The following is a 17,538-nucleotide window of genomic DNA, read 5'->3' as shown; positions in this document are numbered from 1 at the left end:
AAGATGGGACTACAAAAGAAAACAGGCTTGATCCTGACCGGCGGCGGCGCGCGTGCCGCCTACCAGGTTGGCGTGCTGCAGGCGATATCGGAGATCTTGTGGGAGGAGGGCTGGCCGCCGGCCCGCAATCCCTTCGACATCATCTGCGGCACCTCCGCCGGCGCAATCAACGCCACCGCGCTGGCCTGCCGCGCCGACAACTTCGGCGAGGGGGTGCAGAAACTGCTCGACGTGTGGCAGAACATCGAGGTGGAACAGGTCTACCGCGCCGATTCGCTGGGCGTGATCCGCTCCGGCGCGCGCTGGCTGTCGCTGCTGTCGTTCGGCTGGCTGCTGCGCAAGTGGCGCGCCACACCGCCCGCATCGCTGCTGGATAACACGCCGCTGGTCGGCCTGCTGCACCGCATGCTGGACCTGCCGCGCCTGGACAGCGTGCTGTCCGAAGGCTTGCTGCACGCGCTGGCCGTCACCGCCTCGTCCTACACTGGCGGCAATCACCTGACCTTTTACCAGACCGCCGCCGACATCGCGCCATGGGTGCGCATGCAGCGGGTGGCTTTGCAGGACCAGATCGGCGTCGAGCATCTGCTGGCGTCGTCGGCGATTCCTTTCATCTTTCCAGCCACACCGCTGTACATGGGAGGGCACCGTGAATATTGCGGCGATGGCTCGATGCGCCAGCTGGCGCCGATCTCGCCGGCGATCCACCTCGGCGCCAGCAAGGTGCTGGTGGTCGGCGCCGGACGCCTGACCGAACCTGCGCGCAGTGCCGCCGAGAAGAACACGGCCCGCTATCCGAGCCTGGCGCAGATCGCCGGCCATGCGCTGTCGTCGATTTTCCTTGACGGCCTGGCGGTCGATATCGAGCGGCTGGAACGCATCAACAAGACTTTGTCCATGCTGCCGTCGGAGCTGCTGGAGCAAACTCCGCTCAAGCCGGTGCAGCTGCTGGTGATCGCGCCGTCCGAACGCCTGGACGATATCGCGACACGTCACATCGCCAGCCTGCCGGCGCCGATCCGCACCATGCTGTCCGGCATAGGCGCGACCGAAGCGCGCGGCGCCGCGCTGGCCTCCTACCTGCTGTTTGAATCCAGCTACACCTGTGAGCTGATCCGTCTCGGCCAGCGCGACACCTTCGCCCGAAAAAGCGATGTGCTGGCCTTCTTTGAATCCTGATGCATGCGCTGGTCTAACTATCTCCGCCGACTGCTGCTGCCGGTTCTGTTGCTGTGGCTTGCCACTGCCAGCGCCGGCGCGCCGCCGCGCACGCTGCGCTTCGAGCAGCTTAGCGTGGAGCATGGATTGGCGCAGGAAACCGTGCTGGCCATCGCGCAGGACAAGCAGGGCTTCATCTGGCTCGGCACGCAGGCTGGCCTGACCCGCTTCGACGGCTACCGCACCATCACCTACAAAAGCGCCGTCTCCGATCCGCGCAGCCTGGTGGACAACTGGGTTCGCGTGCTGCACCTTGACCCGGCCGGCCAGCTGTGGATAGGCACCGACGGCGGCCTGGATCGCTACGATTCGGCCAGCAAGACCTTCATCCATTTCCTGCCGGGAGAGTCGGCGCAGCGCGGCAACGGCAACCGCCATGTGCGCGCGATTACTGACGATGGCCTGGGCGGACTGTGGGTGGCCACCGCCGATGGCCTGCATCACTTCAATCCGGCCAGCAAACGCTTCACCAGCTGGCACCACGATCCGGCCGATGCGGGCAGTCTGGGCAACGACCATGTGAACGCACTGGCGCGCGACGCCGCCGGCCGCTTGTGGGTGGGCACCGCCGCCGGTCTGGACATGCTGCCGCCGGGCGGCACGCGCTTCCAGCACTACAGCGTAGACGCCAGCGGCGACAGCAAATTCAACTCGGTGGTGGCGCTGCAGGTGGACAGTACGCAGGCGCTGTGGGTGGGCACGCAGGGCGGGCTGGAACAATGGCGCCTGAGCGATGGAGAGCCGCAGCGCCGCCGCATCGGCGCGCGCGAGGGATTGCAGCCCGGCGTCAGCATCACCTCGCTGTACGAGGACGCGGAGGCCAATCTGTGGGCCGGCTCGCTGGCCGATGGCCTGTTCCGCTGGCTGCCGGCGCAGGGCCGGCTGGTGCAGTACCGGCACCAGGTCAGCGATGCGCATAGCGTGGCGGACAACCAGATATCGGCGCTGTTCCGCGACCGCGTGGGCACCTTCTGGGTCGGCACCTGGAACGATGGCGTGAGCCGGGTCGACATGGGCAGCGGCGGCTTTGCGCGCATCGTGCGCCAGGCCGACCAGCCCAACGCGCTGTCGGACAACAAGGTGCGCGCGATTGTCGCCGACGGCCACGGCAAGCTGTGGCTGGGCAGCAGCGGCGGCTTGAACCTGTACGATCCGGTCACGGGCGCCAGCAAGGTGTGGCGGCACGATCCGCATCAGCCCAACAGCATCAATGACGACCAGGTCACCTCGCTGTGGCGCGAGAAGAGCGGTAATCTGTGGATAGGCGGACCGGCCGGCATCAATCACCTGAATCTGGCCAGCGGGGCGATCCGCTCGCTGTCCTTTGTGCGCGGCGATCCGGCCAGCGACACCATCCGCAATATCGTGCAGGACCGCAGCGGCATCCTGTGGATCGCATCGCGCGGCGGGCTGCACCGGGTCGATCCGCAAACGCTGGAAACACGCACCTTCCGCCACAATCCGGCCGACAGCAGCAGCCTGTCCGATAACGTGGTGCGGCCGATACTGGAGGACCGCAAAGGGCAGCTGTGGATCGGCACCTTCAACGGCCTTGATCTGCTGGACCGCAAGAGCGGCCAGTTCCGCCACTTCCGCCGCGATCCGGCCGACCCTTACAGCCTCAGTCACGACGAGGTGCATTATCTGTACGAGGATGCGCGCGGCGCCGTCTGGGTCGGCACGGCGGCTGGCTTGAACAAGATGGAGGTGGCGGCAGACGGCAGCGTGCGTTTCCGCCGCTATCTGCGCAAGGACGGCATCGCCGATGATGCGATTGCGTCCATCCTGCCAGACGATGCCGGCAATCTGTGGCTGAGCACCAATAGCGGCCTGTCGCGGTTGAATGTCGATACGGGACTGGTACGCAACTACAGCGGCGCCGACGGCACCATCGAAGGCGCTTATTTCGACGGTGCGGCGCTGCGCACGCCGGATGGCACGCTGTACTTCGGCGGTTTTAACGGCATCACCGCGTTCTCGCCGGCCGAGGTGCGCGAGAACAGCGTGGCGCCGACAGTGGCGATCACCGACTTCCAGATTTTTAACAAATCGCTCAAGCCGGGGCAGGGCGACCATCCAGATGTGCTGAAAACCGCGATCGAACATACGTCCGCGCTGACGCTGCTGGAAGCGGATTCGGTGTTCTCGCTGGAGTTTGCGGCGCTGCACTACGCGGCGCCGCAGCGCAACCGATTCGCCTACCAGTTGCAGGGCTTTGACGAAGACTGGGTGGTGACCGACTCCACCAAGCGCTTTGCGACCTACACCAATCTGGATTCCGGCAAATACGTATTCCGCGTGAAGGCCTCCAACAAGGACGGCATCTGGAACGACAACGCCGCCACCCTGGAAATCACCATCCTGCCGCCGTTCTGGAAGACCTGGTGGTTCCGCACGCTGCTGGCGCTGCTGGCGCTGGGCGGCGCGTACGCTGCCTATCATGCACGGGTGCGCAGCCTGCGCCATCAGCAACTGCGGCTGGAGCAGCTGGTCGGTTCGCGCACCGCCGAAGTCGAATACAAGAACCAGCAGCTGCAACAGCAGAAGCATGAGCTGGAGCGACGCCGTTTGGAAGCGGAGGCACAGCGCGCCGAGGCTGAACAGCGCCGCCTCGATACCGAGCGGCAAAAGGAAGAAGTGGAACAGGCGCACCGCAATATCTCAGTGCTGAGCGAGCTGGGACGCGAGATGAGCGCCTCGCTGGACATCGAAGCCACCATGCAGACGCTGTACAGCCACGTCAACCACCTGATGAACGCGCAAATCTTCGGCATCGGTTTCGTGCGCGAAGAGGCGGGTGTGATTGAATTCCCGTTTGCCATTGAAGGCGGGGTGCGCTCGCTGCCCTACCAGCGCCGGCTGGACCAGCCGAATCAACTGGCCGTGTGGTGCCTGACGCATCGCAAGCCTATCCTGATCAATGATTTTGAGCGCGAGTACCGTGAGTACATGGACGACTCCGGGCTAGAGTCGCTGGCGCCGTGCCTGCGGGTGGATGGCTTGCCGCCGACGCCCGCACGTTCGATGATGTACGCGCCGCTGATCACCGGAGACAAGGTGATCGGCCTGCTCAGCGTGCATAGCCGCGAGCGCAACAGCTATCAGCGCATCCACATGGACATGCTGCAAACGCTGGCCTCGCATGCCGCCACCGGCCTGGAAAACGCGCGCGCCTACCAGGAACTGGAAGAGACACTGCAAACCTTGCGCCAGACGCGCGACCAGCTGCGCTACGCCAAGAAGAAGGCGGAAGACGCGACACGCCAGAAATCCGAGTTCCTGGCCAATATGAGCCACGAAATGCGCACGCCGCTGGCCGGCGTGATCGGCATGCTCGGCTTCGCGTTGCGCGACCTGCAGGTCGGCGCCGGCACGCGCGAGCAAATTCTGCGGGCGCAAGCCAATGCGCAGTCGCTGCTGTCCATCATTAACGACCTGCTGGATTTCTCCAAGATCGAGGCGGGCAAGCTGTCGATCGAGAACATCGACTTTTCGCTGTCGTCGGCGGTGGAGAATGTGGTCAGCCTGTTCGAGGAACAGGCGGCCGCGCACAGCGTCGGTTTCAGCCTGGAGTTTGGCGATGGGCTGCCGCAGTTTGTGGTCGGCGATCCAACCCGCTTGCGCCAGGTGCTGGTCAACCTGGTTGGCAACGCCTTCAAGTTTACTCAACAGGGCATGGTGAAGATGCTGGTGCAGCGGGTGCCTGACGAGGATGCCGACAACCGCATCCGTTTCAGCGTGTCCGACACTGGCATCGGCATCGAGGCCGATGCGATCCCGCGCCTGTTCCAGCAGTTCGAGCAGGCCGACGCATCGACCACCCGCCGCTACGGCGGCACAGGCCTGGGGCTGGCGATCTGCCGCCAGCTGGTCGACCTGATGGGGGGCGAGATCAGTGCCGTCAGCACGCCGGGCAAGGGAAGCACCTTTGTGTTTGAGCTGCCGCTGCCGAACGGCGTGCCGCCGCCGGTGGTGCCGCATGTGCCGCGCGAGCCGCACAGCCATCAACTGAAGGTGCTGTGTGCGGAAGACTTCCCGACCAACCAGATCATCATCCGCATGATGCTGGAAGACCTGGGCCACAAGGTGGACATCGCCGCCAACGGCGCGCTGGCGGTCAAAGCCTGTTCGCTGACGCGCTATGACCTGATCCTGATGGACGGCCGCATGCCGGAAATGGACGGCGCCAGCGCCACGCGGCTGATTCGTTCCGGCGGACCGGATGAAGCGCCGGTGCGCGACCAGGAACTGATGATCATCGCACTGACTGCCAACGCCAGCGAAGAGGACCGCAGCCGTTACCTGGCCTCCGGCATGGATGACTTCCTGACCAAGCCTATCGATGAGGACAAGCTGCACTTCCAGTTGAGCCGTGCGATTGAGCGGCAGTTGCAGCGTGGCTTCCAGCTGCCGCGCATGCAGCCGCGCCGCAACCCGGCGGCTGGCACGCCGGAGCTGGATTCCATGTTCGGCGTGCCGCCGGCGGCGCTGGAAACCTCGCGTCTGGCCCAGCACAGCGGCACTAGCGATCTGAAAGCGCGCCTGCGCACCGCCTTCAACCAGGACGCGCCGCTGCGGCTGGCGGAGCTGGAGCAGGCGCTGGCCGAACGTGACAGCGAAGTGGCCAGCCGGCTGCTACACGGCATGAAGGGCAGCGCCGGCTATTTGGGCGAGCAGGAGTTGCAGGTGCTGTGCGGCGACCTGGAACTGGAGGCTGACCATGGCAACTGGGCGCAGATCACATCGGCCATGGCGCAGCTGCGCCGCCTGCTAGACCAGGCCAGCGCCGCTAGCAGGCAGTAAGCCACCATCTTTATCGTGTCCAGGACGTTGCAAGCTTCGATTATTGATGTAATATCATCACAACACGACACAGGGAGCTACATGAAAGTTCTGGTAGTGGACGATGATGTCGTCTCACGCATGGTGCTGATGCACCTGATCGACAGCTGCGGCAGTTTTGAGATCGTCGAAGCGGAAGATGGCGCGGACGCATGGCAGCAGCTGGAGGACGGGCTGCGGCCGGCGATCTGCTTCTGCGACCTGCGCATGCCGCGCCTGTCGGGCATGGAGCTGCTGCAGCGGGTGAAGGCGCACGCGGAACTCAGCGGCATGCCGTTCGTGCTGGTTACCTCGGCCAACGACAAGGACACCTTGCACGAGGCCACCGAGTCCGGCGCCACTGGCTATATCGTCAAGCCGTTCCAGGCGGAGCAGGTGCGCGTCCACCTGTCGGGGTTTCTCGACCAGGCGGCGCATGGCTACGACCATCAGGCCGAGGACCCGGCTGACACGCAGCGCCGCCTCGGCATCAACGGCGAGCGCCTGCTGGTCTACCTGAGCGGTTTTCAGAATCAGCTGAGCGCCGCCGCCACAGAACTGGCGTCGCTGCTGGCCAAAGGAGAGCAGCAGGATGCGCAGGCGCGCATCGAGCGCCTGCATGCCGGCTGCGTCACGCTGGGCCTGCACGGCGCGGCGGCCGCGCTGAAAAGCTTTGCGCCAGGCCAGCTCTCCAATGATGTGGTGCAGTCGGTGCTGACCGACGTGCTGCGCGCCGTGACCCATCAGGCCGGGCTGGTGCGCCAGGAAGCCGGCTGACCAAACCAAGAACCACTTGATGTTGAGATAGTTTAAGTTTAAAGTATCTGCGCTGCCGTGGATGCCCGTCGACTTTCAACCTCAAGGCGATCATGAACCAATCTCTCACAACCAGCGCCTACACCGACCATTTCGCCCGCGCGCATTTGCCGCCGCGTGAACTATGGCCCGAGCTTTGCTTTGGACTCCCGGAGCTGCAATACCCGGCGCGCCTGAACTGCGTGGCCATGCTGCTGGACGGCTGTGCGCCGGAGCGCGTGGCGCTGCGCGGCGCGCAGCAGGAGTGGAGTTACGCCCAGTTGCAGCAGCGGATCAATCGCATCGCCCATGTGCTGCGCGATTCGATGCGGCTGGAAGCGGGCAACCGCGTGCTGCTGCGCGGCGCGAATAGTCCGATGATGGCGGCCTGCATCCTGGCGGTGATCAAGGCCGGACTGATCGCCGTGCCGACCATGCCGCTGCTGCGCGCACGCGAGCTGGGCGCCGTTGCCGGCAAGGCGCAGGTCAACGCGGTGCTGTGCGCCGACAACCTGCGCGATGAAATGGAGGCGGCCGAACAGCCGGCTGGCGCGCGCGCCAATACGCTGTGGTTCAGCGAACTGGAAGCGGCGCTGGACGCGCAGCCGGCGGAGTTTGAGGCGGTCGATACGGCGGCGGACGATGTTTGCCTGATCAGTTTCACTTCCGGCACTACCGGCATCCCCAAAGGCACCATGCATTTCCATCGTGATGTGATGGCGATCTGCGACTGCTTCCCGCGCTCGGTGCTGGAGTCGCAGCGCAGCGATGTGTTCATCGGCACGCCGCCGCTGGCCTTTACCTTTGGCCTGGGCGGCTTGCTGCTATTCCCCTTGCGCGTGGGCGCGACCGCCGTGCTGCTGGAAAAGCTGACGCCTGAGACGCTGCTGAAAGCCATCGAGACGCATCGCGCCAGCGTGTGCTTTACCGCGCCGACCTTCTATCGCCAGATGGCGGCGCTGGCCGCGCAATTCGACCTCTCCAGCTTGCAGAAGACGGTGTCGGCCGGCGAGGTGCTGCCGGTGGCCACGCGCGAAAGCTGGCGCCAGGCCAGCGGCTTGCAGATGATCGACGGCATAGGCGCGACCGAGCTGCTGCACATTTTCATTTCCGCCGCCGGCGACCAGGTACGGCCCGGTGCCACCGGCAAGCCGGTGCCCGGCTATCAGGCCTGTATTCTGGATTTCCAGGGCAGGCCAGTGGGGCCGGGCGTGATCGGGCGGCTGGCCGTCAAAGGCCCGACCGGCTGCCGCTACCTGGCCGACGAACGCCAGCGCGAGTATGTGCTGGATGGCTGGAACCTGACCGGCGACGCCTACGAGATGGACGCGGATGGCTACTTCTACTACCGTTCGCGCACCGACGATATGATTATCTCGGCCGGCTACAACATCGCCGGGCCGGAGGTCGAAGACGTGCTGCTGCGCCATCCGGCAGTGGCGGAGTGCGGCGTGATCGGCAAGGCGGACGAGGAGCGCGGACAGATCGTGGAGGCGCATGTGGTGCTGCGCGGCGGTCACCATGCGTCGGAGGAACTGGTGGCGCAGTTGCAGGAATTCGTCAAGGAGCAGATCGCGCCATACAAGTATCCGCGCTCGATCAAATTCCTGAACGCCTTGCCGCGTACTGAAACCGGCAAGCTGCAACGCTTCAAACTGCGCACGGAATGATATGAAGATAATTTGCATAGGCGGCGGCCCGGCGGGCCTGTACTTCGCGCTGCTGATGAAGAAGCAGAACCCGTCCCATCAGATCATGGTGGTGGAGCGCAATCGCCCCTACGATACGTTTGGCTGGGGCGTGGTGTTTTCCGATCAGACGCTGGGCAATCTGATGGAGGCGGACGCGCCGACCGCGCAAGCCATCGAGGCGTCCTTCAACCACTGGGATGACATCGATGTCTTCTTCAGGGGCCAGAAGGTGACATCCGGCGGCCATGGTTTCTGCGGTATAGGACGCAAGCATTTGCTCAACATCCTGCAGCACCGTTGCGAGGAACTGGGCGTGCAACTGGTGTTTGAAACCGAGGCGACTGAGGAACAGCACGACGACGCCGACCTGGTGATCGCTGCCGATGGCCTGAACAGCCGCCTGCGCACGCGCTATGCGGACAGCTACCAGCCGCAGATCGAACAGCGCCATTGCCGCTTCGTGTGGCTGGGCACGCACAAGAAGTTTGACGCCTTCACCTTTGCATTCAAACAGACGGAGCACGGCTGGTTCCAGGCCCACATCTACCAGTACGACGCCGGCACGTCCACCTTCATCGTCGAGACGCCGGAGCATGTATGGCGCGCGGCGGGCCTGGAGGCGATGAGCCAGGAAGAATCGATCGCCTTCTGCGAGCAGCTGTTTGCCGACCAGCTGGATGGCCACAAGCTGATGTCCAACGCGTCGCACCTGCGCGGCGCGGCCATGTGGATCAAGTTCCCGCGCATCGTCTGCGAACGCTGGGTGCATTGGAACGGTGCGGTGCCGGTGGTGCTGATGGGCGACGCCGCCCACACGGCGCATTACTCGATCGGCTCCGGCACCAAGCTGGCCCTGGAAGACGCGATCGAACTGGCGCGCTGCTTCGCGCGCGAGCCAGACCTGGCCGCCGCGCTGGATGGGTATCAGGCCGCGCGCTCGGTTGAGGTATTGAAGCTGCAAAACGCCGCGCGCAATTCGATGGAGTGGTTCGAGAACGTCGAGCGCTATACCGCCATGGAAGCGCCGCAGTTCGCATATTCCATGCTGACGCGCAGCCAGCGCCTGTCGCACGAAAACCTGCGCCTGCGTGATCCCGGCTACGTGGCTGATTACGAACGCTGGTTCGCCGGTGGCGCCAGCACGCCGCCGATGTTTACACCCTATACCGTGCGCGGCCTGACGCTGAAGAACCGCATCGTGGTATCACCGATGGCGCAGTACAGTGCCGTGGATGGCACGGTAGGCGACTATCACCTGGCCCATCTGGGCGCGCGCGCGCTGGGTGGCGCGGCGCTGGTACTGGCCGAAATGACCTGCGTGTCAGCCGACGCGCGCATCACGCCATTCTGTCCCGGCCTGTACGCGCCGGAGCACACGGTGGCCTGGAAGCGCATAGTCGATTTTGTGCACCAGCATAGTGACGCTGCCATAGGCGTCCAGCTGGGCCACGCCGGCGCCAAAGGCTCGACACGGGCGATGTGGGACGGCATCGACCAGCCGCTGGACAGCGGCAACTGGCCGCTGATATCGGCGTCCGCACAGCAGTACCTGGCCGGCGTGTCGCAATCCGCGCACCCGATGACAGCGGCGGAAATGGCGCGCGTGCAAGCCGACTTCGTGCACGCCACGCTGGCCGCCAACGACGCCGGCTTCGACTGGCTGGAGCTGCATTGCGCACACGGCTATCTGCTGTCGTCCTTTATTTCGCCGCTGACCAATCAGCGCGGCGACGAGTATGGCGGCAGCCTGGAAAACCGCTGCCGCTATCCGCTGCGCGTGTTCGCGGCGATGCGCGCGGCGTGGCCGTCGCACAAGCCGATGAGCGTGCGCATCTCCGCGCACGACTGGGTGGAAGGCGGTATTACGCCGGATGACGCGGTGCGGATCGCGCGTCTGTTCAAGGCGGCCGGCGCGGACATGATCGACTGCTCGTCGGGGCAGGTCAGCAAACAGGAAAAGCCGGTCTATGGCCGCATGTTCCAGACGCCGTTCGCGGACCGTGTCCGCAACGAGGCCGGGATCGGCGCCATCGCGGTCGGTTCGATCTACGAGGCGGACCACGCCAACAGCATTATTGCCGCCGGCCGCGCCGATTTGTGCGCGGTGGGACGTCCACACCTGGCCAATCCAGCCTGGACACTGACCGAAGCGGCGCGTATTGGTTACAAGGCTATCGCCTGGCCCAGGCAGTACCTGGCGGGCAAACAACAACTGGAAAGAAATCATGGAAGATGAAGAACAGCTGGACCTGGCCAGCCGATTAACGCAAGACCATCACCAGTCGCTGAAGCTGTGGCTGCGGATGTTGTCGTGCACGGTCAAGATCGAGAACGAGATCCGCAGCCGGCTGCGCGCCACCTTTGGCATCACGCTGCCGCGCTTCGATCTGATGGCGCAGCTGGAGCGCCATCCGCAAGGGCTGCGCATGGGGGAGCTGTCCAAGCGCATGATGGTCACCGGCGGCAATATCACCGGCATCACCGATCAGCTGGAGCAGGAAAAGCTGGTGGTGCGCGTGCCCGATCCGAAAGACGGCCGCGCCTACAGCGTCAAGCTGACCGCCGCCGGCCGCAAGGCCTTTGCCACCATGGCGGCAGTACATGAAGGCTGGATCGCCGAGCTGCTGCAGGATGTATCCGGCGACGACAAGGCACAGCTGATTGCCCTGCTGTCGGACATGAAGCACAAGTTGAGGACGGAACCATGAGATACCTTCCAGGCGAGCCGCAGCAATTGCCCGGCAACCGTACATCGCTGGCCGGCTATCAGGCCAGCCACTTCCTGTTTGAGGCCAGCGACGGCGTCGCCACGCTGACCTTGAATCGCCCCGAGCGTAAAAATCCGCTGACGTTTGAATCGTATGCCGAGCTGCGCGATCTGTTCCGCGCGCTGGCTTACGCGGACGACATCAAGGCGGTGGTGCTGGCCGGCGCGGGCGATAATTTCTGTTCTGGCGGCGACGTGCATGACATCATCGGACCGCTGACCAGGCTGGATATGCCCGGCATGCTGGCGTTCACGCGCATGACCGGCGACCTGGTAAAAGCCATGCGCCACTGCCCGCAGCCGATCATCGCGGCAGTGGACGGCGTGTGTGCCGGTGCTGGCGCGATGCTGGCACTGGCCTCGGATATCCGGCTGGGCACGGCCCGCAGCAAGACCGCCTTCCTGTTCACGCGCGTGGGCTTGGCCGGCGCCGACATGGGCGCCTGTTCGCTGCTGCCACGCGTGATCGGCCAGGGTCGCGCGGCGGAGCTGCTGTACACCGGGCGCTCGATGTCCGGTGACGAGGCAGAGCGCTGGGGCTTCTTCAATAGCGTACAAACAGCGGAAGCGCTGCTGGACGCTGCGCGCGCCTTTGCGCAAGGGCTGGCCGACGGCCCAGGCTTCGCGCATGGCATGACCAAGAAAATGCTGCAGCAGGAATGGAATATGGGCGTGGACGAAGCTATCGAAGCCGAGGCGCAGGCTCAGGCGATCTGCATGGCGACCAATGATTTTCACCGTGCCTATCATGCTTTCGTAGCCAAGCAAAAACCGCAATTTGAAGGCGACTGATGAGCGACAAGAATTATCTGGCGTGGCCATTCTTTGAAGCGCGCCACGCGGCGCTGGAGCAGGCGCTGGACGCGTGGGCCGCGCAGCATGTCAGCGGCGCGCACGCTGACGATGTGGATGCAGCGTGCCGGCAGCTAGTACGCCAGCTGGGCGACGCGGGCTGGCTGCGGCATGCGATCGCCGGCACGCAGTACGGCGGCGCGGGCGACAGCATCGATACCCGCGCCATCTGCCTGATACGCGAAACACTGGCGCGGCATAACGGCCTGGCCGATTTCGCGTTTGCGATGCAGGGCCTGGGCTCCGGCGCGATCAGCCTGTTCGGCAGCGAGGCCAACCGCGCCGCCTACCTGCCGCGCGTGGCGCGTGGCGATGCGATTGCGGCGTTTGCGCTGTCCGAGCCGCAAGCTGGCTCGGATGTCGCCGCCATGCAGTGTGCGGCACTGCGCGACGGCGACGACTACCTGCTGAATGGCGAGAAGACATGGATCTCCAACGGCGGCATCGCAGACTTCTACGTGGTGTTCGCACGCACCGGCGAGCAGCCCGGCGCGCGCGGCATCAGTGCCTTCATCGTCGACGCCGGCACGCCGGGCTTGCGGATCGCTGAGCGCATCAATGTGATCGCCCCGCATCCGCTGGCGCGCCTGGAGTTCAGCGACTGCCGGGTGCCGGCAAGCCAGCGGCTGGGCGAAGCGGGGCAGGGCTTCAAGGTGGCGATGGCGACGCTGGATGTGTTCCGTACGTCGGTGGCGGCAGCCGCGCTGGGCTTCGCGCGCCGCGCGCTGGATGAGGCGCTGGCGCGCGCCACGCAGCGGCAGATGTTTGGCCAGGTGCTGGCCGACTTCCAGCTGACGCAGGCCAGGCTGGCCCAGATGGCGACCGGCATTGACACGTCCGCATTGCTGACCTACCGCGCAGCGTGGCAGCGCGATCAGGGCGGCAAAGTAACCAAGGAAGCGGCGATGGCCAAGCTGCACGCCACTGAAACCGCGCAGCAGGTGATCGACGCGGCCTTGCAGATGTTCGGCGGCCTGGGCGTGGTCAGTGGACAGGTCGTGGAAAGCCTGTACCGCGAGATCCGCGCGCTGCGTATCTATGAAGGTGCGACCGAGGTCCAGCAACTGATCATCGCGCGCGAGCTGCTGAAGGAGACATGATGGAGATATTGCAACCGCCAGGCTGGGCGCGTCCGCGCGGCTATGCCAACGGCGTGGCCGCCAGCGGCCGGATGGTGTTCGTCAGCGGCATGATAGGCTGGGACGGACAGGGCGTATTCCACACCGACGACTTTGCCAGCCAGGTGCGGCAGGCGCTGCGCAATATCGTCGAGGTGCTGGCCGAAGCCGGCGCGCGTCCCGAGCACATCGTGCGCATGACCTGGTATGTGCTGGATAAAGATGAATACGTGGCGGCCTACAAGGAAGTCGGCGCCGCTTACCGCGAGATCATCGGCGCCCATTATCCGGCCATGACGGCGGTGCAGGTGGCGGCGCTGGTCGAGGATCGCGCAAGAGTAGAAATTGAGGTGACGGCAGTCGTCCCATAAAAAAACGGCGACCTGCCGGTCGCCGTCGCTTGCCGCCGCTTTAGGCTGCGGCCATGAAGCCCAGATTACGGGTGCTGAAATTGCCGATATTCGGGAAGACGGTACCCAGCTGATTATCGGGAACGCCGAACCAGCTGGCCAGTGTCGCGCCATATTGGTCCACCGACGTGGTTGGCAGCAGCGCACCGGAACCGATATCCAGGTCGTGGTTGATGCCGGTCACAGGGTAGGCGCCGTACATATTCTGGCCATTCACTGCGCCACCGAAGACAAAGTGGTGCGAGCCCCAGCCGTGGTCAGTACCGTCGCCATTGGTCACGAAGGTACGGCCGAAATCAGAGGCGGTGAACAGCGTGACCTGCTTGCGCATATCGGTGCCCATCAGGGTCGCCATGACGCTATCGAAATAGGCCACCGCGTGGTCCAGACGCGCCATCAGATCAGCCTGTTGCAGCTTTTGACCATCATGCGTATCAAAACCGCCCAGGTTGACATAGAACACCTGGCGCTTGACACCCAGTGCGCCACGGCCGGCGATGATACGCGCCACGGTTTGCAGCTGGAGCGCGAGCTGATTGGTGGTGGCCGCACCGGTACGCTGGCTGATATAGGGCGTAGGCGCTGGCACGCCGCCGGCACCGGATGGCGCCATCGCCGCCGACAGCGCTGCCTGGGAGTCGATGGCGCGGCTGTTAATCTTGCCGGCTTCGTTCTGGAACTTGCTGGAACCCTGGGCGGTAAGGACTGAGCGCAAAGGATTGGACGCAGCAGGAGCGCCAAACAGCGAGGTGTTCAGATTGGTCATCGGGGGCAGGCCCGAGGTGCTGATCTGGAATTGGCGGATTTGTTTGCCGGTCAAGAACACCGCGTTGCCACCGGCGGAGATGCAGGTGAAGGTAGCGCTGCTGTTGGAGGAAGCAAGCAAGTCGCCCATGCGGCCGCCCCAGCCCAGGCCGCCGCCTTCCGGTGCGTTCGACTGCCATACCGCTTGCTGGTCGTTGTGCGAGAACAGCTTCGGTGGCAGCGCAACGCTGTTGGCCAGGTACTGTGCTTTGGTGGTCGGCTGAATCAGCGTGCCGACGTTGGCGATGATGGCGGCGCGGCCGCTGTCAAACAGGCCTTTTACCGAACCCAGCTTAGGGTGCAGCGCAAAGGTACGGCCGCCTTGTGGGGTTTTCAAGGTAATGGGCAAAACGCCGCCGCTGGCGCCCACACCAGGCAGTGCGATCGAGACGGCGTCGCCGGTGGAGCGCAGGCGGTTATATTCGTTCCACGAAGCGCTATCGGTTGCCAGAACGGTGTTGAAGCCATCGTTGCCGCCAGCCATGTACAAGCAAATCAGTGCCTTGTAGTCATTGGCGTTTTGTGCGGCTGCCGTGCCTAGCGCTGCCAGGTTGAGCGCAAACGGCGTGGTGGCGGTGCCGGCAGCTGCCAGCATGGATTGCAGGAAATTGCGTCGGGAGAATTGATGCTTGCTCATGATCTAGTCCTTATTTCTGTACGATGTATTCAGGCGATACCATCGCCAGGTAGACAGCCATGTTGACGCGATAATTCTTGAACTTGGCAACCAGATCGGCATTGCTGCTTGTCGGGGTTGGTTGCACGATCGAATTCAGCGCGGTCAGCATTTGGCTGCGCAAGGTGGCCGACATCGAACCATTCAGCAACAGCAGATTGACACGTTCCACCAGTTGTTCCGGGGTGGCGACCAGTGCCAGTTCGTTGGCGTAGTTCGGCTTGATGTCAAAGCCGGTGCCAACACCATATGCTACTGCGTTTTGCATATAGTTGACGTAACCGATCGAGGTTGGTTCGGACATGATCTGCATTTCTGGCGCAACTTCGCCGGCTTCGGAGATCGCCGTGTTCGGCGGCGTGTAGCCAGGACGGAAGAAGTTGAAGACCGACGGCGAACGCATGGGCGCCTGGCCGAGGCCGTTGATAGGATCATCCAGCGCGGTCAACAAATAACGGCCCGAGGTCGAGGTCACGTTGAATGCGCGCATCCAGTTAGCGATACGGACGAATGGCTCACGTACTTTCTCGGTGGCGGCACCGCTGCTGCCTTGTGCTTCCGGGTCCAGCAGCACAGCGCGGATCAGGGCTTTCATATCGCCGCGTACGCCTGCGCCGTTATTGTTAAAGGCTGCCGCAACACGGCTGATGTAGGCTGGGCTTGGATTACTGGTGACCAGACGCTGGATCAGCTGTTTGCCGATGAACGGACCGACGTTCGGATGGTTGAACAAGGTGTCCAGTGCCACTTTCAAATCCGCCTCGCCAGTGGTCGCGCCGGAGATGGTGACGCCGAGGAATTTACGCTCGCTGGTCGAGTGGAATGCAGGGTAGTTCTGCATCGGAGTGACTTCCCAGGCCGCATCTTTAATCGTGCCCATGAAGCGGTTGCCGTTTTTGTCCGGGCCAGAGAAGCTCCAGCCGGTGAAGACTTTGGACAGGCCGACGATATCATCATGGGTGTACGTATCGACAGGCTTGCCGTTGACCAGTTGCTGGCTGCCATCCTGATTCAGCTTGTACAGGCCGATGGTCATCAATTGCATGACCTCACGGGCGAAGTTCTCGTCAGGCAGACGGGTCGCCGATTCCTTCTGATTGCGCAGGTGCGACATATACACACCCATCATCGGGTGCAGGGCAACCGATTGCAGCAGGGTCCGGAAGTTGCCGAAGGCATTGTTCGCCAGCATATCGTAGTAGCTGCCCACACCGCGCAGACGTTCGGCGATGTTGGGATCGTCCATGGAAATGACGAAGATTTCCGACAATGCCAGGGTCAGGCGCTGACGCAGCTGGTCATTGCCGGTAACCGCTTGTTTCCAGAACATTTCGTGGAACTGGGATTGGCTCAGCACGCCGCCGGCGGCGACATGCTGATCCATATAGGCCAGATAGGAGCCTGGTACTTTGCCGAACTGATCTGTGATCCAGATGGCAGGACCGCTGGCGACCATATTTTTGATGGTGGCTTCGGTTGGGCCGAAGGTTGCTTGCGCCAGGAAGCGCGAAGCAGCATACGGCGTCATGGCTGCGGTGGCAGTGGTGCCTCCCATGACTTGGCGCACGGCGCTGCTGACCAGCGGGCTGCCTTCATCGCTGGAGACGGTGCCACCCAACAGTTGATTCGATTGATTGCTTACGCTAGCACCATTTTCGGTGCTCCCGCCGCCGCATGCGGAAAGGACTGCGAACGAGGTTGCGGCAAGCATCGTTCGGATAGTAGCGGAATTCATTACGGTGTTCCTTGTCTGGTGAGTCGGTGAATGAATTGTATCTGTACGGAAATTAATTGCCGTACGGAATTCAAATTTATTTGCTCATCATTTAGTCAACGTTTACTCCTGAATATTTTTTTTGACGAAAATGGGCGAAGTTAGGCATGATTTAGCCGAACTTTCAAAAGTGAAAACTTAGATGATTTATGGTAAATGTCAGATTTAGACAACGGAAAATTTACCAAAAGACATACTTCTCGCATTCAGGAAAACTATTTTAAGCTAGAGAATTACGCGAAGATGACGGCGGAATGGATGGAATTGAGGTTTTTATACGGGAGTTGTCAAAACCTTTCGGACTCGGCAGGAAGCCGAGATTTTAACCCGAAATTTAACAATGTTGCTTTGAAACGTGCGATGTGCAGGGGCAAACGGCAGGGCGGAGATTTTGAAAGCGGAGGGAAGGTGGTGTCACCAACAGGAATCGAACCTGTATCTAGGTCTTAGGAGGACCCTATTCTATCCATTGAACTATGGTGACACACCGGTGCGATATGACAGGACCAGCGTCCTGTCCGCAGCGAGCGGCCATGATATAGGCTTTTAAGCGGGAAAGGAAGGCTGGGGCTTGCTCATCCTTTAATAAGAAATGCGGTCTGGGGCCTTGCT

11 protein-coding genes and 1 tRNA gene are annotated in these 17,538 nt (G+C 63.1%); 9 read left to right on the top strand and 3 right to left on the bottom strand.

What is annotated here, in order from left to right; genetic code table 11:
- Positions 1–3: 3 nt before the first annotated feature.
- The 9 genes from KW842_RS09470 to KW842_RS09430 all read left to right on the top strand — a co-directional run bounded on the left by KW842_RS09470 (position 4) and on the right by KW842_RS09430 (position 13,633).
- Positions 4–1,179, top strand: coding sequence for a patatin-like phospholipase family protein (locus tag KW842_RS09470; RefSeq protein ID WP_218303853.1), 1,176 nt, complete (start codon positions 4–6; stop codon positions 1,177–1,179).
- A 3-nt stretch (positions 1,180–1,182) separates the two neighbouring features.
- Positions 1,183–6,021 carry a two-component regulator propeller domain-containing protein gene (locus tag KW842_RS09465; RefSeq protein WP_218303852.1) on the top strand — a complete coding sequence of 1,613 codons (4,839 nt, stop codon included), beginning with the start codon at positions 1,183–1,185 and terminating at the stop codon, positions 6,019–6,021.
- A gap of 81 nt (positions 6,022–6,102) precedes the next feature.
- Positions 6,103–6,816: a response regulator gene (locus KW842_RS09460; protein WP_218303851.1), complete on the top strand. Its 714-nt coding sequence runs from the start codon at positions 6,103–6,105 to the stop codon at positions 6,814–6,816.
- 92 nt (positions 6,817–6,908) lie between these two features.
- Complete coding sequence (locus KW842_RS09455; RefSeq protein ID WP_218303850.1) at positions 6,909–8,504, top strand: AMP-binding protein; 1,596 nt, start codon at positions 6,909–6,911, stop codon at positions 8,502–8,504.
- Position 8,505: 1 nt separating this feature from the next.
- Positions 8,506–10,761 (top strand): bifunctional salicylyl-CoA 5-hydroxylase/oxidoreductase, encoded by a 2,256-nt coding sequence (locus KW842_RS09450; protein WP_218303849.1) that lies wholly within the window; start codon positions 8,506–8,508, stop codon positions 10,759–10,761.
- Positions 10,751–11,233 carry a MarR family winged helix-turn-helix transcriptional regulator gene (locus KW842_RS09445; RefSeq protein ID WP_218303848.1) on the top strand — a complete coding sequence of 161 codons (483 nt, stop codon included), beginning with the start codon at positions 10,751–10,753 and terminating at the stop codon, positions 11,231–11,233. Before KW842_RS09450 ends, KW842_RS09445 begins: the two co-directional genes overlap by 11 nt.
- A complete protein-coding gene (locus tag KW842_RS09440; protein ID WP_218303847.1) occupies positions 11,230–12,084 on the top strand; it encodes an enoyl-CoA hydratase family protein in 855 nt (284 codons plus the stop codon). Before KW842_RS09445 ends, KW842_RS09440 begins: the two co-directional genes overlap by 4 nt.
- Positions 12,084–13,244 carry an acyl-CoA dehydrogenase family protein gene (locus tag KW842_RS09435; RefSeq protein ID WP_218303846.1) on the top strand — a complete coding sequence of 387 codons (1,161 nt, stop codon included), beginning with the start codon at positions 12,084–12,086 and terminating at the stop codon, positions 13,242–13,244. The genes KW842_RS09440 and KW842_RS09435 overlap by 1 nt, the downstream gene beginning before the upstream one ends.
- On the top strand, positions 13,244–13,633 hold the full coding sequence (locus KW842_RS09430; protein ID WP_218304262.1) for a RidA family protein: 390 nt from the start codon (positions 13,244–13,246) through the stop codon (positions 13,631–13,633). Before KW842_RS09435 ends, KW842_RS09430 begins: the two co-directional genes overlap by 1 nt.
- A gap of 40 nt (positions 13,634–13,673) precedes the next feature.
- Here the strand turns inward: KW842_RS09430 and KW842_RS09425 are convergent, their stop codons facing one another.
- From KW842_RS09425 to KW842_RS09415, 3 genes are all read right to left on the bottom strand, one after another.
- Entirely contained in the window at positions 13,674–15,113 is a 1,440-nt protein-coding gene (locus KW842_RS09425; RefSeq protein ID WP_218303845.1) for a DUF1501 domain-containing protein, read from the bottom strand.
- A 10-nt stretch (positions 15,114–15,123) separates the two neighbouring features.
- Positions 15,124–16,770, bottom strand: a complete 1,647-nt coding sequence (locus KW842_RS09420; RefSeq protein ID WP_229223599.1) for a DUF1800 family protein — start codon at positions 16,768–16,770, stop codon at positions 15,124–15,126.
- A 565-nt stretch (positions 16,771–17,335) separates the two neighbouring features.
- A tRNA-Arg gene (locus tag KW842_RS09415) sits at positions 17,336–17,410 on the bottom strand.
- Positions 17,411–17,538 lie beyond the last annotated feature (128 nt).

Origin of the sequence: Duganella sp. sic0402, assembly GCF_019219065.1 — a bacterium.
In the GTDB taxonomy this organism is placed as follows: domain Bacteria; phylum Pseudomonadota; class Gammaproteobacteria; order Burkholderiales; family Burkholderiaceae_D; genus Rugamonas.
Note: the sequence above shows the minus strand (reverse complement) of the source record. Positions and strands in the feature narration are given on the sequence as shown.